Below are 23,277 nucleotides of genomic sequence, written 5' to 3' on the forward strand. Positions count from 1 at the left end.
AACACGATGGCCGGGATGGCCCGCGCGTGGTTCTTTCGACTCCTGGGGGAGTCCGCGAACACGCACCGCTTTCCCAATGACGGCGGAAAGCTGCCGATGGTGGCATGTGTCCCATTTGTCTGTTTCGCGGGTTGGGTGTTGCCCGCACGTAACGTCTTGATAACCCGGGCGGTCGTGTTCGAGCGGTGCCCAGGGAGCTTTCGGGGGTGGATGCGGGCCGCCGACCTCTTCGAGACGAAGCGGCGGAACCACAGGTGGAGTAAGGGTTCCAAGTCCCCCAGGGTCTCTTTGTGAGGCCCGCTTTCGCTCGCGCGAACCCCCGGTTCGAGGTGGCGCGCGTGACTCGGTGCGGGGATCGGTGAAACGACCAGTGTCCCTGGTCGAACCTGCCGGAACCGGGTCCCTCTGTGCAACGGTGTGACACGTGGCACACATGTACACGGATCCCCCCGGTCCACGTCTTCGCGGACGGGACGCCGAACAGCGGACACTCGCCGACGCTCTGGGCGACGCGAGGTCCGGACGAGGTGTGTCCATGCTGTTCACCGGCGGCCCCGGCCTCGGCAAGACCACCCTCCTCGAACACGCCCGCACCATCGCCGGTGATTTCACCGTCCTGCACGTGGCCGGTGTCGCCGACGAATCCGACATCCCCCTAGCCGGACTCCACCGACTCCTCAGACCGGTCGAACCCGCACTGGATCGACTCGCGGAGGACCGACGCGCCCTCCTCCGGGAAGCCGTCACCCGAGGGGGTGTCGCCGAGTCCGACCGGTTCGCCCTCTCCACCGCCCTCCTCGACCTGGTCTCCCTGGTCGCGTCCGAGCAACCCCTCCTCATCCGCGTCGACGACGCCGACCTGCTCGACACCCCCACACTCGACGCCCTCGCCTTCACCGCCAGGCGGCTCACGGGCACCGCCGTCGCCCTCGTCTTCGCCGCCCAGGACGGGCGCGGCAAACCCACCGACACCCGGGTCGTTCCCGGCCCTACCGGCAACGGAGCCCGCGAACCCGTGGTTCACGGCGTCACCGAACACCCGCTCGCCCCACTGAGCGACCGCGCCGTCCACGACCTCCTCACCGACCGGGCCCCGGCCCACCTCGCTTCCTCGGTCCGCTCCGCCCTGGTGCGCGCCTGCCACGGCAACCCGGCCGCGCTGCTCGGGTTCCTCGGTGGACTGAGCACGGCCCAGATCCAAGGCGAAAAGGCGCTACCCGAACCACCACCCCTCCCGGTGCGGCTGAGTTCGGCGCTCCTCGCCCCGTACGTCGCGCTGCCCGAGGGCACGCGGGACGTGCTGTTGCTCGCCGCCCTGTCCGCGGACCCCCGACTCCACCTGCTCCTGGCGGCCGGCGGGCCCGACGCGACCGTCTCCGTGCTGGAGCCGGCCGAGGAACGCGGCCTGGTCGTCGTGGACGTCGACACCGTCACCTTCACAGACCCGCTGTTACGAGACACGATCCCCCAGGGCACACCCATCGGTCGGCTGCGCGCCGCTCATCGCTCCCTGGCCGCCGTCACCGATCCCGAGTTCGCGCCGGTGGAGTTCGCCCGGCACACCGCGCAGGGAGCCGAGGCCCCCGACACCGACCTGGCCGACCGGGTCGCGGTCGCCGCGCGTGGTGCCAGACGTTTGGAGGGCCCGCTGGCGGCCTCACTCACCAGCGAACGCGCCGCCGCCCTCACCCCGGAGGCGGACGAACGCGCCTGCCGTCTGTCCAGCGCCTCCCACAAGGCCTACCTCGCCGGGGACACGGGCCGGGCATCCCGGCTGCTCGCCCAGGCCAGACCACTCGCCGTCTCGGACCGACGCCGCGCCATCATCGACCTCATCGACGCCCAGCTGAAGATGCGCGACTCCAACGCCATCGACGCCGCCGAGCGCCTATTCGAGATCGGCCGTGACCTGGCCCCGCACGATCGGAACCTGGCTCTGCGCGCGTTGGCCCGCGCCGCCGACAGTGCCTCCTACGCGGGCGATCCGGTACGACACGACCGCGCCGCCGCCCTGGCGATCCGGCTGGTGCGCCCGGACGACCCCACCCCGATGCGGCTGACCGCCGCGTACCTGGAGGGGTGCAGCATCTCCTTCCGGGGCGACTACACGGGCTCCACCCCGCTGCTGCGCGAGGCGGTCCGGCTCTCCTCGGAGGTGTCCACCCCCACGGAGTTGGTGTGGGCGGGCATCTGCGGTCTGCGTCTGGGCGACGCGCCCTTCGTCCGCAGCGTGACCTCGCGCGCGGCGGAGACCGCCCGGTCCCGTGGCGAACACACCTTCGTCCCCTCGGCCCTGGCCTTCCTCGTCTTCTCCGAGTTCTGGAGCGGGCGCTTCCCGTCCGCCGCCGGGACCGCCCTGGAAGGGCTGAGGGCCTCCCGAGAATCGGGTCAGGCCATCTGGGCGACCCAGAACCTGGCGTCACTGGCGATGATCGCCGCCATCCAGGGCGACGTCGAGACCTGCCGGATCCGGGCACGGGCGGTCGCCACCCAGGCGGGGGAGAACAGCCTCGGTCTCCCCGCCGCCCTGGCCTCCTGGGCGCTGGCGGTCCTGGAACTGTCCCGAGGCAACGCCGCCGACGCCTTCTTCCGGTTGCGTTCCCTGGTGCACGCCGGCCCCGGGAACGGGCACCCCACCATGCGGTTGCTCACCGCCCCGCACTTCGTGGAGGCGGCGGTCCGCATGGGCGAGATGGAGTGGGCACGGGCCTCCCTGACCGGATACCGGGGCTGGGCCGAGTCCGTGGACAGCACGAGCGCCCTGGCCCTGGCCGCGCGCGGGGACGGCCTCCTCGCCACGGGCGAGGAGGCGACCGACCACTTCGGGACCGCCCTGGCCCTGCACCGGGCCTGCGGTGACGACGACGTCGAACACGCGCGCACCCAGCTGCTGTTCGGCGCCCACCTGCGACGGGGCCGCCTACCCGGCCGGGCCCGCGAACACCTGTACAACGCCCTGGAGACCTTCGAACGTTTCGGGGCGCGGCTGTGGGTCCGACAGACCCGCGCCGAGCTGCGCGCCATCGGCACCTCCGAACGCGGACCCGAGACCCCTCCCACCGGTGAGCTGACCGCGCAACAACAGCAGATCGCCCGGTTGGTCGCGGAAGGCGCCACCAACCGTGAGGTGGCCGCGCACATGTTCATCAGCCCGCGCACCGTGGAGCACCACCTGCGCGGCATCTTCCGCAAGCTCAACATCAGGTCCCGGGTGGATCTGGCCCGCCTCTTCAACTGAAGGGGGAGGCATCCCGGTCCGGACGCGATGGGGCGGACGGATCACCGTAACGTGCCGACCGGTCGGTACGTCCGGCCCGTCACCAGAAAGGCAGTCATGGAAACGACAGCACCGGAACACCTCCTGAGAGCGGACGGGGTGACCGTGCGCTTCGGAGGCCTCACCGCGCTCGACGACGTCGGACTCCACGTCGCACCGGGCTCCGTCGTCGGACTCATCGGCCCCAACGGTGCGGGCAAGACCACCCTGTTCAACGTCCTGTCCGGGGTCCTGCGCCCCACGGCCGGGACCATCTCCTGGAAGGGGGAACCACCGCCCGGACGCCGGACCCACCACCTGGCCAAGGCCGGCATCGCCCGCACCTTCCAGGGACTCAACCTCTTCCCGATGATGCCCGTGATCGCGAACGTCATGGTCGGTGCGGACCGGCTCGCGGGCGGTGGCCCGTTCTCCCTGATCAGCGGGCTCGGACGACACCACAAGGACGAGAGGGAGCTCCGCGAGCGGGCCTTGGCGACCCTCGAACGGTTCGGTATCGCCGAGTACGCCACGCGGCTGCCCGGCACCCTCCCCTACGGCGTGCAGAAGCAGGTCGCCCTGGCCCGCGCCTGCGTGGGCGAGCCGGAACTCCTCCTCCTCGACGAACCCGCCAGCGGCCTGTCCGGTCAGCAGATGAACGCCCTCGCCGAACAGATCCGCGGCTTCAGTCGGGACATGGCGGTCGTCCTCGTCGAACACCACATGGACCTGGTCATGGACGTGTGCGACCACATCTTCGTCCTCGACTTCGGCAAGGTCATCTCCGCCGGCACCCCCGACGAGGTGCGGGCCGACCCCGCCGTCACCCAGGCCTACCTCGGCACCCCCGCGGACGAGACGCCGACCGCCGGCGGCCCTGGCGCCGACGAGCGGGGACTCAACGGAACGCGACGGAACGGAGCCGTCCGATGAGCGCCGAACCCCTCCTGTCCATCCAAGGACTGACCGCCCACTACGGCCCCGTCCGCGCCCTCGACGACGTCTCCCTGGACGTCCCGGCCCGGGGGCTCTGCGCGGTGCTCGGCGCCAACGGCGCGGGCAAGACCACCCTGCTGCGCACCCTCACCGGACTGCATCGCGCCACCTCCGGCCGGGTCCTGCTCGAAGACGAGGACATCACCCGGCTGCCGACCGAGAAGGTCATCACCCGTGGGCTGGCCCACGTGCCCGAGGGCGGTGGGGTCATCGTCGAACTCACCGTCGAGGAGAACCTGCGCCTGGGCTCCCTGTGGCGCTCGGACCGGCGTGACCGAACGACGTTCGACCAGGTCCTGGAGCTCTTCCCGCCCCTGGCGGAACGCCGGAACAAGTCCGCGAGCACGTTGTCCGGTGGCGAACGCCAGATGCTCGCCATCGGCCGTGCCCTCATGGCCCGCCCCAAGGTGTTGTTGCTCGACGAACCCTCGCTCGGCCTCGCCCCGCTCATCACCGAGCAGATCTTCACCCTGCTGCGCGATCTGCGCGACCGTACCGGACTCACCGTCGTCCTGGTCGAACAGAACGCGGCCGGTGCCCTGTCGGTCACCGACCACGGGTTCGTGCTGAACCAGGGCGGCGTCGCCGCGGAGGGCCCCTCCGACGACCTCCTCGCCGATGACCGCACGCGCCACGCCTACCTCGGTTTCTGAGGGAGATCCCCATGACCCACTTCATCAACCTGACCCTGAACGGGTTGGCGTCCGGGGCGGCGTACGCGGCCCTCGCGCTGTCCCTGGTCATCATCTACCAGGCCACCCGGCTGGTGAACTTCGCCCAACCCGCCCTGGCGTTGGTGGCGGTCTACGCCGCCTACACCATCACCCAACTCACCGGCTCCTACTGGATCGGGTTCGCCGCCGCCCTCATCGTGGGCCTGGCCGCGGGCGCCCTCGTCGAGCGCGTCATCATCCGGCCCATCGCCAAGACCTCACAGCTCAACGCCATCATCGTCACCCTCGGCCTCCTTCTGGTGATCCAGGGCGGTGTCGGCATGACCTGGGGCAACGAACAACACGGATTCAGCTACGCGTTCAGCTACGTGGGCCGCTTCTCACCCGCGGACACCTTCGCGCTGGCGGCCGTGGGCGTCGTCGCCCTCCTGCTCTTCCTGGTGTACCGGTTCACCCCGCTGGGCCTGCGCATGCGCGCCGCGGCCTTCCGCCCGGAGGCCGCACGGCTCAGCGGGGTGAAGGTCGGTCTGATGCTCACCGCGGGATGGGGCATCGCCTCCCTCATCGGCGCCCTCGCGGGCATGCTCGCCGGGCCCCCGTTCATCTCGCCCAACGTCTTCGACGTGGTGTTCGTCTTCGGGATCACCGCCGCCGTCGTCGGCGGCCTCGACAACCCCTTCGGCGCGGTCATCGGCGGCCTGCTCATCGGTCTCGGCATGTCGTACGTGTCCGGGTACCTCGGGCCCGAGCTGGCCACCCTGTCCGCCCTCGTCATCGTCGTCCTCGTCCTGAGCGTGCGCCCCGACGGCATCCTGTCCCGGCCGACCGCGCGAAAGGTGTAGCCATGTCCCAGCCCACCGCACAGCGCGAGAAGCGCACCGCGCCCACCGAGGCCGCGGCCGTTCCCAGGCCGTCCCGCTGGGCGGCACTGCCCCTACCCGTCCGACACCTGGTCTTGGCCGCGCTCGGCCTGGCCGCCGTCACCGGGCTGCTGTTCGTCACCGGTGATCTCACCGCCCTGCGCATCGCCGCCATCGGGTACACCATGCTCGCCATCGCCGGGCTCCAACTGCTGGTCGGCGGTTCCGGGCAGGTGTCCCTCGGCCACGGCGCGTTCATGATGATCGGCGCCTACGCGATGGCCCTGCTCGTACTGCATCAGCCGATGCTGCCGATCAGCGCCAACCTCGGCATCATCGTCGTGGTGTCGATCGTCGCCGGCGTCGCGGTCGGCGCGGCCACCGCCCGCCTGCACGGGCCCTACCTGGCCGGCGCCACCCTCATCCTCGCGGTCGGACTGCCCGGACTCGCGCACCGCTTCCACGACCTCCTCGGTGGCAGCAACGGGCTCAACATCCGCACCGCCGGGGTTCCGCCCTTCCTTCAGGGCGTCCTCAGCATCAGCGAATGGCGGGCACTGGTCGTGTGGACCACCGTCGTCATCGGCCTGGCGGTGCTCGCCACCATCTCCGCCGGTCGCCTCGGCCGTCGGATGCGCGCCATCCGCGACGACGAGACCGCCGCCGCCATGGCCGGCGTCCCCGTCGGCAAGACCAAGGTGGTCGCGTTCGTCATCGCCTCCACCGCCGGTGGTCTGGCCGGTGGCCTGCAGGCCTACGTCCTGGGCACCGTCACACCCAGCAGCTTCACGCTCGTGCTGTCGCTGACCCTGCTCGCCGCGCTGGTGTTGGGCGGTATCGGCAGCCTGTGGGGTGCCCTGTGGGCGTCCATCGCCATCGTCTACCTGCAGATCTGGGCGACCGACCTGGCACGCGCCATGGAGCTGAGCCGGGACGTCGAGAACAACCTGCCCATCGTGTTCTTCGGCGTCGTGCTCATCCTCGTCCTGCGTTTTTGGCCCCTGGGTGTCCACGGGGCCCTCCAGAGCCTCAGAGCCCGCCTCCGAGCCCGCAACTCCTAACCCCCTTTCAAAGGAGAGAACCATGCGTACAAGTACCGGAACCCGGGCCCTTCTGGCTCCGGGCCTGGCCCTGGTCCTGTTCGCCACCGCCTGCACGGGCGCGGGCGAGGTCGGCGACAGCGCCGAGGTCGACCTGGACGTGTCCCCGGGCGTCACCGACGACGCCGTCGTCATCGGTACCCACCAGCCCCTGACCGGACCGGCGTCGGCCGGATACCTGGCGGTCTCCCAGGGGGCGGCGGCCGTGTTCGAGTTCGTCAACGCCCAGGGCGGGGTGAACGGGCGCGAGATCGACTACCGGATCGAGGACGACGTCTACGACCCGTCCCAGACGATCGACGTCACCCGTCAGCTCGTCATCGAGGACGAGATCTTCGCGATGGTCGGCGGTCTGGGCACGCCCACCCACAGCGGTGTCCTGGACTACCTGAACGAGGAGGGGGTGCCCGACATCTTCCCCTCCTCCGGCGCCCTGGCCTGGAACAACCCGGACGAGCACCCGCTCACCTACGGTTGGCAGACCGACTACACCAAGGAAGCGAAGATCCAGGGTGAGTACATCACCGAGAACTTCCCCGGTGAGTCCGTCGGTTACCTGTACCAGAACGACGACGTCGGAGAGGACTCCCAGGCCGGGCTCGACCAGTACCTCAGTGACGACGTCGTCGCCCGTGAGCACTACGAGTCCGAGGTCAGCGACCTGAGCGCGCAGATCGCCGAGATGGAGAGCTCCGGCGCCGAGGTCGTCGTGTGCTCCTGCATCCCGGCGTTCGTCGCGCTGGGCATGCTGGAGGCCGCGCGGATCGGCTACGAGCCCCAGTGGGTGGTCTCCAGCATCGGTGGTGACACCACGACCCTGCAGGGGCTGCTCGCGACGTTCACCGAGGGCAGCGACGCCGAGGACGTCCCGGCCGACGAGTTCCTGTCGGACATGCTGATCACCACCTACATGCCCCGGGTGGAGGACGAGGACGACGAGTGGGGACAGTTCTTCCTCTCGATCTACGACGAGTACGGCGAGGGCGACACCGTCACCAACACGCACGTCTTCGGCATGACCCAGGCCGTGATGTTCGCCCAGGTCCTCAAGTCCGCCGGCGAGGGCCTCACCCGCCAGTCCCTGATCGACGCCATGGAGAGCCAGGAGTGGCAGGGACCCGGCCCGGTGCCCTTCTCCTCCTCCGAGGGTGACCACGGTGGCCACCAGGGCGTGTACGTGGTCCAGTACCAGGAGGGTGGCGCCATCGAGGTGGTCCAGGAGCCGCGTGTCACCGACCGCGAGGGCGGTGACATCGAGGAGGTCGACTTCGAGCCCCTGATGCCGGACACCCTGCCCTTCCACGACTAGTACCGACGCTCCCGAACCGACGGCGAGGGAGAACGACGAACGGCGGCCCGGAGGAAGATTCCTCCGGGCCGCCGTGGTGCGGGGTCGGATGTTCACAAGAGAGGGTCAGCCGCCGTGCGGGCAGGAGTCCCGGTAGTCGGAGAAGTCCGTGCCGAACCCGGTCCTGGGCGGCGGGCACAGGAACTGCTCATACCGCTCGTCCTCGTCCACGAACCGCTTCAGCCAGGAGATGCTGTACTTGGCGATCGTGGTGTTGGAGACGTTCGGCGCGAAGTGACTCGCGCCGCGCAGCTCCAGGTAGGCGCGGTCCAGAGAACTCGGCAGGCTCTCGTACATCGGGATCGCGTGCGAGCGGACCGAGGCCGTCACGTCGTTCTCGGCGCCGACGATCAGCGTGGGCGTCTCGACGCTCGACCAGTTCTTGCTGGTGTGCCAGGGGGTGAGCGGGATCGCCGCGCGCACCTCGGGCCGGTCGTCCACCGCGGCGAGCGTTCCGCCGCCGCCCATGGAGTGCCCCATGACGGCCAGTCGGTCACCGTCCACCGTGTCGTTGACGTCGCTGTCCTCGACCAGGTAGTCGAGCGCGGCCTCGATCTGGCGGCCGCGGCTGTTCGGCTGGTCGAAGCGGGTGTTGGTGTCGATGGTGAACACCACGAACCCCTGCGAGGCCAGGCGGTGCCCGTACCAGGACATGGAGGACTCGCCTGCGGTGTAACCGGGGGCGATCACCACACCGCCGAAGGTGCCCTCGCTGGTGTCGGTCGGGTAGTAGATCGTGCCCCCACCGAAGCCGCTGACCAGTGAGGAGACGGAAGTGGTGTCGGTGTCGAAGTGCCCGCGGGGCGCGGTGACGCTGGACTCGGTGGGGTCCGGGCCGCGTTCGTGCGGGCTCTCGGCCAGGGCCGGGCCGACGGTGGTGCCGGCGCCGATCAGCGACAGTCCGAAGACGAGGGCGGACTTCGCGGCGAGTCCGGACATCCAGGAGCGGGCCCGCGTTCTGGGGCGGGTACGCCCTTCGGGGGACGGGGGAGTTTCGGTCAGCACGTGATTTCCCTTTCTCGTGCAGCGGGAATCCGCGGCCTTTCGGTTATCGCGGATCGGGGGTTTCCCGAGGAAAGGTCAAAGGTGAGGGAATCGCCTTTCCCTTACTGGTTCTCGGGATGTGGGTTCACTATGCGGTCGATTGTGTGAACGCGCATCCGTCGAATCACCAGCGTCCGTGTGTTCCCAGTTCGAGAGGGTTGTCGGTGTTTCCCTTGGCGCGGGGTCGGGCAGGGCGGCCCGTAAGGAACCGAAGCCCAGGGGGTGAGGACGGTGCCAGGAGTCGACGAACTACCGGACACTCTGCGCCGGTCGCCGGAGAAGGCACAGCGCACGTGGATCGAGGCGCACGACAGCGCGGTCCAGGAGTACGGGGAGGGCGAACGCGCCCATCGGGTCGCCTTCGCCGCGGTCAAGCGCAAGTTCGAGAAGGTCGGTGACCGCTGGGAGCCGAAGGAGAGCAAGGGCCCCTCGGACCAGCAGGCGAAGAACCCCTCGGCGGGGCGGCGTCCCGGCTCGGACCGACCCACGGCCGGTGGTGTCGACGCCAACGCCAGCAAGGAGCACCTCTACCAGCGTGCCCGCCAGTTGGGTATCTCCGGGCGGTCCCGGATGCGCAAGGACGAGCTGGTGAAGGCCCTGCAGAAGGAGAGCAACCGCAGGACCTCGGGCTCGCGGCGCTCCAGCTGAACATCGGGCCTCGCACGCGGGCCCGAACACACGAGCCCACACACGAGGGCGGCGCACCCGCGGGTGCGCCGCCCTTCCCCTTGGTCGGTCGTGTGCCTCAGCTGCCCTGGATCTCGCCCCCGGTGGGCGTGAGCGTCTCGCCCGAGTAGAAGGACGAGAGCCGCTCGCTGGCGAAGAACACGTACGAGGGCGCGATCTCGTCCGGGTCCGCGGCCCGACCCATGGGATCCTGCTTCCCGAACCCCTCGCTGCCGCTTTCGCCCAGGGTGGCGGGGATCAGCGGGGTCCACACCGGGCCTGGGGCCACACAGTTCACCCGGATTCCCCGGTTCATCAACACCTTGGACAGGGACAGCGACAGGTTCATCACGGCCGACTTGCTCGACGCGTAGTCGATCAGGGAATCGTTGCCCCGCAGCCCGTTGATCGAGCCGGTGATGATGATCGATCCCCCGTCGGACATGTGCGGGAGGGCCTCCCGGATGGTCCAGAACACCCCCATCACGTTGACGTCGAAGGTCCGACGCAGCTGCTCGGTGGTCAGGTCGGTGAAGTTCTCGACCGGTGTCTGGGTGGCGGCGTGCTCCACCAGGATGTCGATCCCGCCGAGCTCCTCGACGGCCCGTCGCACCAGGTGGCCGCAGTGCGACTCGTCGGCCAGGTCGCCTCGGATCCCCACGGCCCTACGACCTTCCGCCTGCACCAGGTCGGCCGTGTGCTGGGCCTCGGCGTCCTCGCTCAGGTAACCGAAGACGGAGTCGGCGCCCTCCTTGGCGAAGGCCACCGTCACGGCACGCCCGATACCGGAGTCGCCTCCCGTGATCAGGGCGCGGCGGCCACTGAGGAGACCGCGCCCCTCGTAGTCGCGCATCTCGTCCCGAGGCTGAGGATCCATGGGTTCGGTCCGGCCCGGGTACGGCTGGCTCTGAGCGGGCGGTTGTTCGTGGTTCATGGTGTTCTCCCCTCCCACCGGCCGCCCTGCCCGACCGGTGGCGCGGCCACACATGGAGTCAGGGGGTGTGGCCCCGGACCGGAGGGTGTTTTTTCCGATCGGTGGTGTTTCCGTTGCGACCGAGCCGGTCAGGGCACTGGACGAGGGGGTTCTCATGCGAGTCGGTTACAAGCTCTTCGCCGAGGGATACGGACCTCGGGAAATCGTCGAACAGGCGGTGCGCGCCGAACGCGCCGGGTTCGACTTCGTCGAGATCAGCGACCACTTCCACCCGTGGTTGTTCAGCCACGGACATTCCGGGTTCGTGTGGTCCATGCTGGCCGCGATCGCCGAGCGGACCGAACGGATCGAGATCGTCACAGGTGTGACCTGCCCGTTCATCAGGGTCCATCCGGCGATCGTCGCGCAGGCGGCCGCGACCACCGCGCTGCTCTCCGATGGGCGTTTCACCCTGGGGGTGGGATCGGGGGAACGTCTCAACGAACACGTGGTGGGCAAGGGGTGGCCCGACGTCACCACCCGCCACGAGATGCTCCGCGAATCCATCGAGATCATGCGGCTGTTGTGGTCCGGTGGCTACCACTCCTACAAGGGAGAACACCTGACCCTGGAGGACGCCCGGGTGTTCGACCTGCCCGAACGGCCGCCACGGGTGATCGTGGCCGCGTCGGGGGCGAGGTCGGCACGCCTGGCGGCCCGGTACGGGGACGGACTCTTCGGGACCGAACCCGGAGTGGCGCTCACCGAGACCTACCGGGGCCAGGGCGGCGACGGCCCCTGCTTCGGGGAGGTCCCCTTGGCCTGGGCCGCCGACGACGGTTCCGCGCTGGAATCGGCCCGTGAGCTGTTCCGCTTCGCGCTCACCGGTTGGAAGGTCCAGTCCGAGCTGCCCAACCCGGTGAACTTCGAGGCGGCGACCTCACTGATCAGCCGGGAGGCCATGGCGGACGTGTTCGGGTACGGCCCGGATCCGGAACGTCACCTGGAGGTGGTCCGTTCCTTCGTGTCCGCCGGATTCGATCACCTGGCCCTGATCAACGCCGGGCCCGACACCGAGGGCTTCTTCGAGTTCTTCGAGAGAGAGCTGGCCGGGCCGATCCGGGACATGACGCGGACACCCGTCGGCGCATGAGGGAGGCCTCCTCCGGACGCCCCGACACCGGACGACCCGGGCCGTGCGATCACAACCCGCGCCACCAGCGGAGCAGGCGGCCCAGCAGGTCCTCCGGGGGTTCCTCCTCCTCTACCGGGACCGGCACCTGTTCGGTCCGCCGGGTCCGGAGGGCAGGAGGTTCGCTCGGTCGTCCGGGGGTGAAGGAGACGGGCAGCCGACGCAGCCCGCGCAGGAACGGGGAGTTCACCACGCTCAGTTCCTCCGGTGGCACGGCCAACCGCAGGCCGCCGAGCCGTTCCTGAAGGACGTTCACCCCGATGGAGGCCACCAACCGCCCCAGTGAGCGGGCGGGGCAACTGTGCGGTCCGGCCCCGAACACCAGGTGGGCGCGGCGCCCGCTGGCCAACCCGGTGTCGGGGTCGGGGTGGCCGCCCCGCACGCTCGGATCCCGGTGTGCGGCGTCGATACCGATGAAGAGGGCGTCGCCGGAGCGAATGCGCGCGTCACCGATCCGCATGTCCTGCATGGCGATCCGCCCGGCCAGGACCTGGAAGGGCGTGTCCGTCCACATGACGTGGTCCAGGAGATCGTGGGTGGACAGACGCGCGTCGGTGTGGGCCTCGTGCATGCGCTCGTCGGTGAGCAGCGTGCGCACGCTGTTGCCGATGAGGTGGGTGGTGGGCATGTGGCCGGCGCTGATGATGAGGGCGGCCGTATAGGCGACCTCGCTCGGGCTGAGTCCCGACCGGTGTTCGAGCATCCGGGTGACGAGGTCGGGCCCCGGGTGCTCGGCCTTGCGGGCGACCAACCCGGCGAAGTACTGCTGCATGCGCTCGACCGCCTCCTCGGCGCGGCCGGCGTCCTCACCGAACACGGTCGTGGTCAGGTCTCCGAGCATGTGTCCGTAACCGTCGGCCAGACCGAAGAGCCGGTTGAGGACCAGGACCGGCAGGGTGGCGGCGAACTCCTCGATCAGGTCGGCCTCGCCACGGATGACGAAGGAATCGACCAGTTCGTCGGCGATGTCGCGCACGGTCCCGGCCATGGCGGACATGTCGATCCCGCCGATACCGTCCATGATCGGAGCGCGCAGGCGGTGGTGCTCCTCGCCGTCCGCGAAGAGCGCGTTGGGCAGCCAGGACATCATCGGGAGGGTCTTGGCGAGGTCGATCCGGCCCTCGACCACCTCCCGCCAGCGACGGGTGTCCCGCGAGAACAGGTGCGGTTGCTGGAGCACGGTGAGGTTCTCGTGGTAGTCGAGCAGGATCCAGGCCTTGGCCCCCGGTTCCAGCTCCACCGGAGCGATGGGCCCGTGTCGTTCGCGGAGCCTGCGCCACAGGCCGTCGCGTCCACCGGGCGGAGTCGTTCCGTACAGGGGCGTGGCTTCGGCCGAATTTCCTTGGGCGAGGGCGGATATCCCGTGTTCTCCATCGGGTCGGGTCGTGTTCATCAGGGTGTACGGGCGACCGGGAATGAGGGTTCGCGGTCCCCCTTCCCTCCCTTCGAGAAGTCGTGACACTGCCGTGGTGATGGGAAGGGGGAGAGGTTGGAAAAACGGGGGACCGGTGGTCGGGGATGGGCCACCGCGGTCGTCGCATTCTAGGTTCGGCCCGGCGTCCTCACAACAGCGTCGTATTCATTTGTGGCTTTCGGTGAGAGAAAGGGCAATAGGTATTCGCCTTCGTGTTTCCGGTGCTTTAGCGCTAATCGTCCCTCCTTCGGGAAGTGTCCCCGGGGCGCGGAGGGGCGGCCGGGACGCTCCGGTGACACGGTCATCGGAGTTGGGTCGAAGTTGTCCCGAAGCCCCCTGGATTGTCAGTGGTGATCACTAATGTTTCCTGTGTGAGCGATCGATGGAGTACCGACGAAGTCTGGGCGCTGGCACCGGACGCCTCATCCCACAAGGCCGCTCTCAAGGTGGCCAAGTCCGGGTCCTGGCCCGCGAGCGGCGTGATCGCCGCCGAGGGTGGAGCGACCTCGGCGGTGTGGGGTGAGTGCAAGGGCAGTGGGTCCAAGCCGTACCTGGCCGCCGCGCACCTGGACGGGGACAAGGGCCCCGCCTACAAGTGCAGCTGCCCCAGCCGAAAGATCCCCTGCAAGCACGTCCTCGCGCTGCTGGCCCTGTGGAGTCAGGGTTCGGTGGAACCGGCGGAGGAACGGCCCGAGTGGGTCGCCAAGTGGCTCTCCGGGAGACAGACCCGAGCCGATCGCGCCGCCGGCGGGGCCGCCGCTGCGCCCGTCGATCCGAAGAAGGCCGCCGCCACCCTCAAGGCCAGGGAGGACGCGGTCGCGGTGGGCCTCGAAGAGCTGAGGGTCTGGTTGCACGACCAGGTCGACGCCGGTCTGGCCGAGGTGCCGCGTCTGGGCTACGACCACTGGGACCGCATGGCCAAACGCCTGGTGGACGCCAAGGCCTCCGGCGCCGCCTCCCTGGTCACCCAACTGCCACAACGGGGCGGTGGCGACCACTGGCCGGACCGTCTCCTGGAACGTCTGGGCATGCTCCACCTACTGGTCGACGGCTACCTGGCCAGGGAAGAGGTCGACGAACGCACCCGCGCGGTGCTGCGCGCACGAGTCGGTATCAGCACCCGTTCCGAGGACGTCCTCACCTCCGGTGAGCGCGTCCACGACACCTGGCGGGTCCTGGGCCACAACGACGGACTCACCCCCGACGGCATGCGCAGCCGTCGAACCTGGCTGCGCGGGGCCGACACCGGGCGTGTGGCCCTGGTCCTGAGCTACGCGCGAACGGGACAGACCCCGGAGTCGCCCTTCCGGTCCGGCACCGAGGCCGAGGGCGAACTCGCCTTCCACCCGGACGGGCGACGGGCGGTGCGGACCGACCGGATGACCGAACGGGCCTGCACCCCACCGACGGGCGGCGGTATCGACCAGGCCCTGGACTCGCACGCGAGGGCCTTGGCCGACGACCCGTGGTTGGAGGAATGGCCCGTGGTGCTGGAGCACGCCGTTCCGGCCCGCGCGGGCAACGGCTGGTACATGGCCGACCCGAACGGCGCCGCGCTGCCCTTGGAGACCGGAACCCTCTGGGCGGTCCTCGCCGCGACCGGAGGCCGGCCCACCACCGTGGCCGCCGAATGGTCGCCCAAGGCCGGACTGGCCCCCATGACGTTGTGGGACGACGAAGGAAGAGCCCTAGCCCTGTGAACCAGGAACCCTCGACCCCCGAACACGAGGCGGACGCCTCCGACCCCCGTGGAAACACCGGTACGGACTGGGGACGGCTGGTCTCCGCCGCCCTGGTCGGCACCGCCCGACGTACCGTGCCCACCCCGCCCGGTCTGCCCGAACGCTCCGAGAACGCCACCGCGCTGCTCGACCTCGCCGTCGTCGAGACGGTCCGCGCCAAGGCGGGGTACATCGCGCACACCGCCACCCCCATCGACCCGGACCCCTCCGACCCGCTCCCCGAGATCGGCGTGGCCGAGACACACCGTCTCGACGTCATCCTCGCCGGCCGTCCCGAACTGTTGGCCGAGTGGCTCGACCTGCTCGTCCGCTCCGGTCGGTGCGTGCCCCGCGCCCGCATCCCCGACCTGCTCGATCGCGCGGCCCGCGACCGCAAGCTGCGGCCGGCCGTGGCCGCCGCCGTGGGAACGCGCGGTGTCTGGCTGGCCGGCTTCAACAAGCCGTGGTCCTTCATCACCGCGGAACCGATGCCCGGTGACACCTTCGACCAGCGGACCTGGGAACAGGGCACCCCGGAGCGACGCCGCCGTGCGCTGTCCGCCCTCCGAGCCCAGGACCCCGCGGCCGGCCGTGACCTGGTCCGGAAGGCATGGCCGAACGAGGGCCGTGGCGAGGTGCGCAGAGATCTCCTGGAAACCCTCGAACCCACGCTGGAACCCGAGGACGAACCGCTGCTCGACCAGGCCCTGGACGACGGCAACGCCAGCGTCCGAGGACGTGCGTTGTCCCTCCTGGTGGGGCTTCCCGACGGCGCGCACGCCCACCGGCTGCGCGGGTACCTGCGTCGTCGGCTGCGGGTGGTCCCGGACGCCCCGAACCCCGTCCACCTGGAGAACGTCGACCCCGACGAACCGGAACTCCTGCGCGACCTCGCCCTGGTCGCCGCCAAGACCCGGTCGCGCGTCAAGGACCCACGCCCCCAGGACGAACACCGCGAGCGTCACCAGGTCCTCATCACGCACACACCGCCGGACGTGTGGACCGAACTCCTCGACACCACCCCGGACGGGGTCCTCACCCGAGTCGCCGAGGACGACCTTCTGCGGGAGGCGATCATCGACGCGGTGGGCCTGCGCGGGGACGCCACCTGGGCACGAGCGGTGCTCGACCACCCGACCGTCGGATTGTCCCGAATGGTCGGTGGGTCGGTCCATGATCTACAACGACAGCGGATCCGGCAGCTGCTCGCCCCACTGCCGGTGGACGAACGGTGCGAACGGATCCGCGCGGTCATCGGGCGGACCAAGGGCAAGATCACCCTGTGCCAGGTCCTGACCGCCCTCCCCACCCCGTGGACCCGGGAACTGTCGGCTGACGTCGTCGAGGTCCTGAGCCGATCGACCGATCGTCGCAGCCCCACGGACACACACGCCCACCAGCGGCTCTGCGTGATCGCCGCCGAGTCCATGCCACCCGAACACCTGGACCTGCTTCCGGAGTCCTCGCCCAACGAGGAGGAGGCGCACGAATACCTCCGCCTCCGCGACACCCTCCGATTCCGCCTCGAAATGCACAAGGAGCTTTCGTGACCACCACCGCACTCAGCACCGACTCCGCGAGCGCGCTGCGCCCCCACGCCGAGCAGACCTACGCCGCTGAGCTGGAGGCTCTGGCCAAGGTCGACGACCGTCAGCGCCCTCCGGGCTGGCAGCTGTCCCCGTGGGCCGTCACGCGGTACCTGCTGGGCACCACCCTCGACGACGGCACCGAGATCACCCCGAAGTACATCGGTTCCCGTCGGGTCGTCGAGGTCGCGGTGGCGACCCTGGCCACCGACCGCGCCCTGCTCCTCATCGGTGTGCCCGGTACCGCCAAGACCTGGCTGTCGGAGCACCTGGCCGCCGCGATCGCCGGTGACTCCACCCTGCTGGTCCAGGGCACCGCCGGCACCTCCGAGGAGGCCGTCCGGTACGGGTGGAACTACGCCCGCCTGCTCGCGGAAGGGCCCTCCGAGGCGGCGCTCGTGCCCAGCCCCATCATGAACGCGATGGCCCGCGGGTCGATCGGTCGCATCGAGGAACTCACCCGTATGCCCTCCGACGTGCAGGACGGTCTCATCACCGTCCTCTCGGAGAAGGCCCTGCCCGTGGCCGAACTCGGCATCGAGGTCCAGGCCCGGCGCGGCTTCAACATCATCGCCACCGCCAACGACCGCGACCGCGGCGTCAACGACCTGTCCAGTGCTCTGCGCCGTCGGTTCAACACGGTGGTGCTGCCCGTCCCGGACAGCGCGGAGGACGAGGTCCGCATCGTCACCCAGCGGGTGGAGCAGCTCGGCCGCTCGCTCGAACTGCCGGAGGTGCCCACCAGCCTCACCGAGATCCAGCGCGTGGTGACGGTCTTCCGGGAACTGCGTTCGGGGGTCACCGAGGACAACACCACCAAGGTCAAGTCGCCCAGCGGCACCCTCAGCACCGCCGAGGCGATCTCGGTGATCACCAGCGGAATCGCCCTGGCCGCGCACTTCGGCGACGGGGAGCTGCGGCCCTCCGACGTGGCCGCCGGCATCCAGGGCGCCGTCGTGCAGGACCGCGTCGCCGACGGCGTCGTGTGGCGCGAGTACCTGGAGACCGTCGCCCGCGAGCGCGAGGGCTGGAACGACTTCTACCAGGCCTGCCGCGAGGTGGGCGCCTGATGGGACGCCCCCGAGTGGACACCTCCAAGGTGAGTGTCCTGGGCGTCCGCCACCACGGCCCGGGTTCCGCCCGGGCCGTGCGGGCCGCCCTGGACGAGATCAAGCCCGACCTGGTGCTGATCGAAGGGCCACCAGAGGCCGACTCCATCACCTCCCTGGTCGGTGGGCTCGAACCACCCGTGGCGCTGTTGGTGCACCTGGCCGACACCCCCAAGGCCGGTTCGGTCCGATCGCGGCAGGGCTGGGGCTTCTGGCCGTTCGCGAGCTTCTCCCCGGAGTGGGCCGCCCTGCGCCACGCCCACGACAACGACGTACCGGTGCGGTTCTGCGACCTGCCCGCGGCCCACACCATCGCCGAACGTATCGCCCGTGCCGAGGAAGCCGAGGAACGGCGGGAGAAGGCCGAGAACGAGAGGGCCGCGAGCGAGGCGGCGGAGAACGAGGAGACGGACCAGACCCCGGAACAGGCGGAGGACCCCGAGCCCGAACAGGTTCCAGAACAGGCGGAGGAACCACGGGTGCGGTTGGACCCGCTGGGGGTGCTCGCCGAGGCCGCCGGCTACGACGACGCCGAACGCTGGTGGGACGACGTCGTGGAGCAGCGCACCGACGGTGAGCCCTCGCCCTTTCCCGCGATCGCCGACGCCATGGCCGCCGTGCGCGCCGAGTCCGGACCCGAGACCGGGCGGGACGCGCGCCGGGAGGCGTACATGCGCCAGACCCTGCGCGGTGCGCTCAAACAGGGGTACGAGCGGATCGCGGTGGTCTGCGGTGCCTGGCACGCCCCGGCCCTGCGCGACCTGGGCGACTACTCGATCAAGGACGACACCGCCCTGCTCAAGGGGCTGCCCAAGGTGAAGACGGCCGCCACCTGGGTGCCCTGGACCCACGGGCGGCTCGCCTCCGCCAGTGGCTACGGTGCCGGGGTGACCGCCCCGGGCTGGTACCACCACCTGTTCACCGCCACGGATCGTCCGGTGCACCGGTGGCTCACCGCGGCCGCCCGCATGCTGCGCGAGGAAGGCCAGCAGGTGTCCTCCTCGCACGTGATCGAGGGGGTGCGGCTGGCCGAGAGCCTGGCCATCCTGCGCGGACGACCGCTCGCCGGACTCGACGAGGTCGCCGAGGCGACCACCGCCGTCCTCTGCGAGGGCGAGCAGACACGCGCCGCCCTCGTGCACGGGCGGATGGCGATCGGCGAACGGCTCGGTTCCGTGCCACCGGAGACCCCCATGGTGCCGTTGCAGCGCGACCTCATGGCCGCGCAGAAACGGCTCCGCCTCAAGCCCGAGGCCTTCGACCGCGACCTCGACCTCGACCTGCGCAAGGACGGTCAGCACGAACGCAGCGTGCTGCTGCACCGGCTCCGGCTCCTGGGCGTCGAATGGGGTGTGCCGCGCACGCCCGACGGCGGTCAACGCGGCACGTTCCGGGAGAGCTGGCGACTGCGCTGGGAACCCGAGATGGACGTGGCGCTGATCGAGGCGGCCCCGTACGGAACCACCGTGGCGTCCGCTTCCTCCGCCCGCGTGGTGGAGATCGCGGCCGACGCCGAACTGCCCACCCTCACCGCGCTCACCGAACAGTGCCTGTTCGCCGAACTGGGCGAGGCGTTGCCGGCCGTGCTGGCCACGCTCACCGACAAGGCCGCCACCGACAGCGACATCACCCACCTGATGTCCGCGCTGCCACCGTTGGCCCGCTCCACCCGGTACGGCGACGTGCGTGGAACCGACAGCGGCCACCTGCGCACGGTCGCCCAGCAGATCCTGGCCAGGGTCCGGGCCGGGTTGGCGCCGGCCGTTCGCGGGCTCGACGACGACGCCGCGGCCCGTTTCGTCAACGCCCTGGACCGTACCCACAACGCCGCCACCCTGCTCGACGACGACCTGCCGGCCTGGCTGGACACCCTCGCCGACCTCGCCGTCCGGGACAACGTGCCCGGCCGGATCGCCGGTCGGGTGAACCGGATCCTGTCCGACAGCGGACGGGTCGACGCCCCCGAGCTTCGCCGCAGGCTCGGTCTGGTGATGTCGCCGGGCACCGAACCCGCCCAGGCGGTCGCCTGGTTGGAGGGATTCCTCCAGGGCAGCGGGCTGATCCTGGTCCACGACGAAGAGCTGCTCGGCATGATCGACACCTGGCTGCTGGCCCTGCCCGAGGAGCGTTTCACCGCGATCCTGCCCCTTCTCCGTCGCACCTTCGGGGCCTTCGACGGCGCCGAGCGTCAGGAGATCGGTTCGGCGGTGACCAGGATCGACGGCGGTGGGGTCACCGACAGCCGTGAACGACGGCCGATCGACGCGAACCGGGCGGCTCCGGCCGTGGCCGCGGTACTGGGACTACTCGAAAGGAGCGGTGCGTGAACGCCACGACCAAGGCCGAGACCACCGAACGGGCCCGCCGCTGGCGGCTGGTCCTGGGACAGGAGTCCAACTGCGCCACCCTGTCCGGTGCCGATCAGGCGATGGACTCCGCCCTGGCCGCCCTGTACAACCGCTCCGGCCGTTCCTCCGGAGGCGGTCTCGGCGGATCCGGTGGCCGAGGCGCCGACCTCAGCGGTTCCGCGCCACGGGTGGCCCGCTGGCTGGGCGACATCCGCGAGTACTTCCCCTCCTCCGTCGTCCGGGTGATGCAGACCGACGCCATGGAGCGGCTCGGGCTACAGCAGATGTTGCTGGAGCCGGAGATGATGGAGGCGGTGGAACCCGACGTGCACCTGGTCGGGACCCTGCTCTCCCTCAATCGGGTGATGCCCGCGGAGGCGCGCGAGACCGCCCGGGAGATCGTGCGCAAGGTCGTCGAGGACCTGGAGAAGCGGGTCGCGCAGAAGACCCGTTCCGAGATCAAGGGCGCGATCGACCGTTCCACCAAGACCCACCGGCCCCGGCGCGTGGCCGACATCGACTGGAACGCCACCATCCGCCGCAACCTCGCGCACTACCTGCCCGAGTACAACACGGTGATCCCGCAGACCCTCATCGGCCACGGGCGTCGCAGCCAGGGAGTCCAGAAGGACGTGGTGCTGGCCATCGACCAGAGCGGTTCGATGGCGTCCTCCGTCGTCTACGCCAGTGTCTTCGGTGCGGTGCTGGCCTCCATGAGCACCCTGAAGACGTCCCTGGTCGTGTTCGACACCGCCGTCGTGGACCTCACCGAACAACTCACCGATCCCGTCGAGGTCCTGTTCGGCACCCAGCTCGGCGGCGGCACCAACATCAACAAGGCCATCGCCTACAGCCAGGGACTGATCGACCGTCCCACCGACTCGATCTTCGTGCTCATCAGCGACCTCTACGAAGGGGGCGTTCGCGCGGAGATGCTCAAGCGGGTCGCGGCGATGAGGGCCGCCGGGGTCCAGGTCGTGGTGCTGCTGGCCCTGTCGGATGAGGGCGCGCCGTTCTACGATCGCCACAACGCCGCCGCCTTGGCCGAACTGGGCGTCCCGGCGTTCGCCTGTACCCCGGACGTGTTCCCCGAGCTGATGGCCGCCGCCATCCAGGACCAGCCCCTGGACGCCTGGGTCGACAAACACCTCGACGGATAGGTTCCCCCGAACGGGGGTGGAGGCCGCGCTCGGCGGCCTCCACCGTGCTCTCCGAGCGGCTTGGGAGCGGGGTCGGAGTGGTCGATTCGGTGGTGCCGGTGTGCCCGACATCAGAGGTTCAGCACGCCAGGGGCTTTCCCCGCGGGGGAACGCGCAGATCCACGGAGGACCTCCGGCTTCCCGGCGATGCCGCCTCCCCGGACGGGCGACCGCCGAACCACGAGGCTCCTCAATCGGCGGACGCCGGTTCCATGGACTCCGGTTCGGGGCAGACGGAGTTCAGGTCGGGCACGGGGGTCAGACTCACCGAGAAGCGGGGCACCTTGGTGAGGCCGTGCTCGCGGTCCCACAGGAGGTCGACGTCGTTCGCTCCGTCGAAGTACAACACCGGCCGGTCGGTGGTCGGCGGTGGTCCGATCCGTTGGATCGGATCACCACCCGGTTCCACGCACACGACGGACGGGGTGACCCCCACGTGGCCACGCGGTTCGCCACCCTCCGAGCGGTAGTGGGCGACGTGGTCGGAACCGACCTGGGCGCCCTGTTCCAAGGGCCCCTTCATGGTGGTGAGGAGTACGTACAAGGTGGCGAGCCCGTACAGACAGACCGCGAGGATCGTCAGCAGCCGTGGAAAGAACGATGCTCCCGGGGTACCGATGTGGAAGTAGCGGAGGAGACCGAAGGCCCCCAGCGAGACGAGGAGGACAACCAGCACCGGCAGAAAACCGGCCAAGGCGAAGAGCCGGCCCGGACCACTGGTCACCACGTCCCCGGGAGAGATCCCGAACGCCTCCAGGTAGGCGTCCTGGTTGGCGGTGCTCAGGGCGATCGTGAGGGGCGGGACCAGGGCGGTCAGCCCCAAGGGGAGCCAGGTGTTGATCCGACCCTCCGGGATGTGGCGGAACATCTGCCACACCCCGAACCCACAGGGCAGGGCGAGCAGTGGGGCGACGACGACCGGGAACAGGTTCCCCTCCGGTCGCCAAGCGGCGATGTACAGGCCGAAGAGCGCCACCCCTCCCACGGCCAGGATCATGAGCGTCACGATCGGGAGGAAACGCCGGTCGTCCAGCGGGTCCCTCACCGCCGAACCCCTTCCGTCCCCCGCGGGGGGCGTGGCGCCGGGCGGGTCCGGTGGGCCCACCACCATGAGTCCATCGGGTGGTCCGGCCTCGGGGTTGCGCTTCACGAAGTCTTCCAGCATCGACCTCGCCTCGGCGAGCGAGGACGCCTGGATGGTCCCCCGGGAACGCCACGACCTCAGGACACGGGCGGGGGCCGCCAGCCATTCCCACCGGGGCATCCGGTCCCGGGGGAGCACCAGGTACCGGCGTGACGTCGACGGAGTGTGCAGCGGTCGGGCCGCGAAGGTGACCCGGACCTCCGTTCCGGACTTGGACAGTGCGTGTTGGAACTCCGCCAGGGCCGCCCGCGTGGCGCCCAGTGCCACACCGGAGACCGCGACACGCACGTCGTACCGACCCGCGCCCAGGTGCCGTGTCTGCCAGGGACGTCCACCCACCGTCGCGAGGAAGGCCGGCTCGTCCCGGGGTTCGACCTCCACCCCGATGCGCACCACGTGGTCGTAGTGCGCGGGAAGTTCGCCCGTCAACGGCCCGGGGGCGGAGGGCTCGGGTGACGCGGAAGTCCCTGGATCATGCCGGGATCGCCGTCGTCGCCGGAGGAAACACATACGAACCTCGTCTGCTGGGGGTCGTGGGGAAGCCTACGACGCCCGTGTGAGGGCCGTTTCCGCGCCTCCTCCGCGCCGGATCCGGACCCCCACCGGAAAATCCCTTGGCGAGACGACCCCGAAAGCGGTTGACTCGTGCCCATGCCGCTCACGGAAGAGCAGGCCGCCCTCTAGCGGCGGCCAGATCCTCGTAGTTT

17 protein-coding genes are annotated in these 23,277 nt (G+C 70.1%); 13 read left to right on the forward strand and 4 right to left on the reverse strand.

Annotated elements, in window-relative coordinates:
* Positions 1-433: 433 nt before the first annotated feature.
* The 6 genes from ACWGKS_RS26085 (at position 434) to ACWGKS_RS26110 (ending at position 8,195) form a co-directional block, all read left to right on the forward strand.
* Positions 434-3,238, forward strand: coding sequence for an AAA family ATPase (locus ACWGKS_RS26085; RefSeq protein WP_358511881.1), 2,805 nt, complete (start codon positions 434-436; stop codon positions 3,236-3,238).
* 96 nt (positions 3,239-3,334) lie between these two features.
* Positions 3,335-4,189 (forward strand): ABC transporter ATP-binding protein, encoded by an 855-nt coding sequence (locus tag ACWGKS_RS26090; protein ID WP_452456177.1) that lies wholly within the window; start codon positions 3,335-3,337, stop codon positions 4,187-4,189.
* On the forward strand, positions 4,186-4,905 hold the full coding sequence (locus ACWGKS_RS26095; RefSeq protein WP_452456178.1) for an ABC transporter ATP-binding protein: 720 nt from the start codon (positions 4,186-4,188) through the stop codon (positions 4,903-4,905). Before ACWGKS_RS26090 ends, ACWGKS_RS26095 begins: the two co-directional genes overlap by 4 nt.
* A gap of 11 nt (positions 4,906-4,916) precedes the next feature.
* Positions 4,917-5,768, forward strand: a complete 852-nt coding sequence (locus tag ACWGKS_RS26100) for a branched-chain amino acid ABC transporter permease (RefSeq protein ID WP_358511890.1) — start codon at positions 4,917-4,919, stop codon at positions 5,766-5,768.
* Positions 5,769-5,770: 2 nt separating this feature from the next.
* Complete coding sequence (locus ACWGKS_RS26105) at positions 5,771-6,847, forward strand: branched-chain amino acid ABC transporter permease (RefSeq protein WP_358511892.1); 1,077 nt, start codon at positions 5,771-5,773, stop codon at positions 6,845-6,847.
* A gap of 22 nt (positions 6,848-6,869) precedes the next feature.
* Positions 6,870-8,195 (forward strand): ABC transporter substrate-binding protein, encoded by a 1,326-nt coding sequence (locus ACWGKS_RS26110; RefSeq protein WP_452524337.1) that lies wholly within the window; start codon positions 6,870-6,872, stop codon positions 8,193-8,195.
* A 105-nt stretch (positions 8,196-8,300) separates the two neighbouring features.
* Here the strand turns inward: ACWGKS_RS26110 and ACWGKS_RS26115 are convergent, their stop codons facing one another.
* Positions 8,301-9,239, reverse strand: a complete 939-nt coding sequence (locus ACWGKS_RS26115) for an alpha/beta hydrolase family protein (protein WP_452524339.1) — start codon at positions 9,237-9,239, stop codon at positions 8,301-8,303.
* Between the two features lie 270 nt (positions 9,240-9,509).
* On the opposite strand from ACWGKS_RS26115, the gene ACWGKS_RS26120 reads away from it, so the two are divergent.
* The gene (locus tag ACWGKS_RS26120; protein ID WP_452456182.1) at positions 9,510-9,926 is read left to right on the forward strand and encodes a ChaB family protein; all 417 of its coding nucleotides are present in this window, start codon (positions 9,510-9,512) and stop codon (positions 9,924-9,926) included.
* Positions 9,927-10,023: 97 nt separating this feature from the next.
* Here the strand turns inward: ACWGKS_RS26120 and ACWGKS_RS26125 are convergent, their stop codons facing one another.
* On the reverse strand, positions 10,024-10,878 hold the full coding sequence (locus ACWGKS_RS26125) for an SDR family oxidoreductase (protein ID WP_358511901.1): 855 nt from the start codon (positions 10,876-10,878) through the stop codon (positions 10,024-10,026).
* Between the two features lie 154 nt (positions 10,879-11,032).
* Between ACWGKS_RS26125 and ACWGKS_RS26130 the strand changes: the two genes are divergently transcribed.
* Complete coding sequence (locus ACWGKS_RS26130) at positions 11,033-12,010, forward strand: TIGR03557 family F420-dependent LLM class oxidoreductase (protein WP_358511904.1); 978 nt, start codon at positions 11,033-11,035, stop codon at positions 12,008-12,010.
* Between the two features lie 49 nt (positions 12,011-12,059).
* On the opposite strand, the gene ACWGKS_RS26135 is transcribed toward ACWGKS_RS26130, so the two are convergent.
* Complete coding sequence (locus tag ACWGKS_RS26135) at positions 12,060-13,442, reverse strand: cytochrome P450 family protein (protein WP_358511907.1); 1,383 nt, start codon at positions 13,440-13,442, stop codon at positions 12,060-12,062.
* A 467-nt stretch (positions 13,443-13,909) separates the two neighbouring features.
* On the opposite strand from ACWGKS_RS26135, the gene ACWGKS_RS26140 reads away from it, so the two are divergent.
* From ACWGKS_RS26140 to ACWGKS_RS26160, 5 genes are read left to right on the forward strand one after another with little or no spacing between them, the layout of a single operon-like run.
* Entirely contained in the window at positions 13,910-15,163 is a 1,254-nt protein-coding gene (locus ACWGKS_RS26140; protein WP_358511981.1) for an SWIM zinc finger family protein, read from the forward strand.
* A complete protein-coding gene (locus tag ACWGKS_RS26145) occupies positions 15,160-16,734 on the forward strand; it encodes a DUF5691 domain-containing protein (RefSeq protein ID WP_358511910.1) in 1,575 nt (524 codons plus the stop codon). Before ACWGKS_RS26140 ends, ACWGKS_RS26145 begins: the two co-directional genes overlap by 4 nt.
* Positions 16,731-17,840, forward strand: a complete 1,110-nt coding sequence (locus ACWGKS_RS26150; protein ID WP_358511913.1) for an ATP-binding protein — start codon at positions 16,731-16,733, stop codon at positions 17,838-17,840. The genes ACWGKS_RS26145 and ACWGKS_RS26150 overlap by 4 nt, the downstream gene beginning before the upstream one ends.
* A complete protein-coding gene (locus ACWGKS_RS26155) occupies positions 17,840-20,206 on the forward strand; it encodes a DUF5682 family protein (RefSeq protein WP_358511916.1) in 2,367 nt (788 codons plus the stop codon). The genes ACWGKS_RS26150 and ACWGKS_RS26155 overlap by 1 nt, the downstream gene beginning before the upstream one ends.
* Complete coding sequence (locus ACWGKS_RS26160) at positions 20,203-21,387, forward strand: VWA domain-containing protein (protein WP_358511919.1); 1,185 nt, start codon at positions 20,203-20,205, stop codon at positions 21,385-21,387. The genes ACWGKS_RS26155 and ACWGKS_RS26160 overlap by 4 nt, the downstream gene beginning before the upstream one ends.
* Before the next feature lie 229 nt (positions 21,388-21,616).
* Here the strand turns inward: ACWGKS_RS26160 and ACWGKS_RS26165 are convergent, their stop codons facing one another.
* Complete coding sequence (locus tag ACWGKS_RS26165) at positions 21,617-22,999, reverse strand: hypothetical protein (protein ID WP_358511922.1); 1,383 nt, start codon at positions 22,997-22,999, stop codon at positions 21,617-21,619.
* Positions 23,000-23,277: the final 278 nt, after the last annotated feature.

The organism is Nocardiopsis sp. NPDC055879 (assembly GCF_053615935.1).

Coding starts and splice junctions, on each gene's coding strand:
- ACWGKS_RS26155 (WP_358511916.1), top strand. CDS start 17,840: ATGGGACGCCCCCGAGTGGACACCTCCAAGGTGAGTGTCCTGGGCGTC.
- ACWGKS_RS26100 (WP_358511890.1), top strand. CDS start 4,917: ATGACCCACTTCATCAACCTGACCCTGAACGGGTTGGCGTCCGGGGCG.
- ACWGKS_RS26135 (WP_358511907.1), bottom strand. CDS start 13,442: ATGAACACGACCCGACCCGATGGAGAACACGGGATATCCGCCCTCGCC.
- ACWGKS_RS26105 (WP_358511892.1), top strand. CDS start 5,771: ATGTCCCAGCCCACCGCACAGCGCGAGAAGCGCACCGCGCCCACCGAG.
- ACWGKS_RS26090 (WP_452456177.1), top strand. CDS start 3,335: ATGGAAACGACAGCACCGGAACACCTCCTGAGAGCGGACGGGGTGACC.
- ACWGKS_RS26130 (WP_358511904.1), top strand. CDS start 11,033: ATGCGAGTCGGTTACAAGCTCTTCGCCGAGGGATACGGACCTCGGGAA.
- ACWGKS_RS26125 (WP_358511901.1), bottom strand. CDS start 10,878: ATGAACCACGAACAACCGCCCGCTCAGAGCCAGCCGTACCCGGGCCGG.
- ACWGKS_RS26085 (WP_358511881.1), top strand. CDS start 434: ATGTACACGGATCCCCCCGGTCCACGTCTTCGCGGACGGGACGCCGAA.
- ACWGKS_RS26095 (WP_452456178.1), top strand. CDS start 4,186: ATGAGCGCCGAACCCCTCCTGTCCATCCAAGGACTGACCGCCCACTAC.
- ACWGKS_RS26110 (WP_452524337.1), top strand. CDS start 6,870: ATGCGTACAAGTACCGGAACCCGGGCCCTTCTGGCTCCGGGCCTGGCC.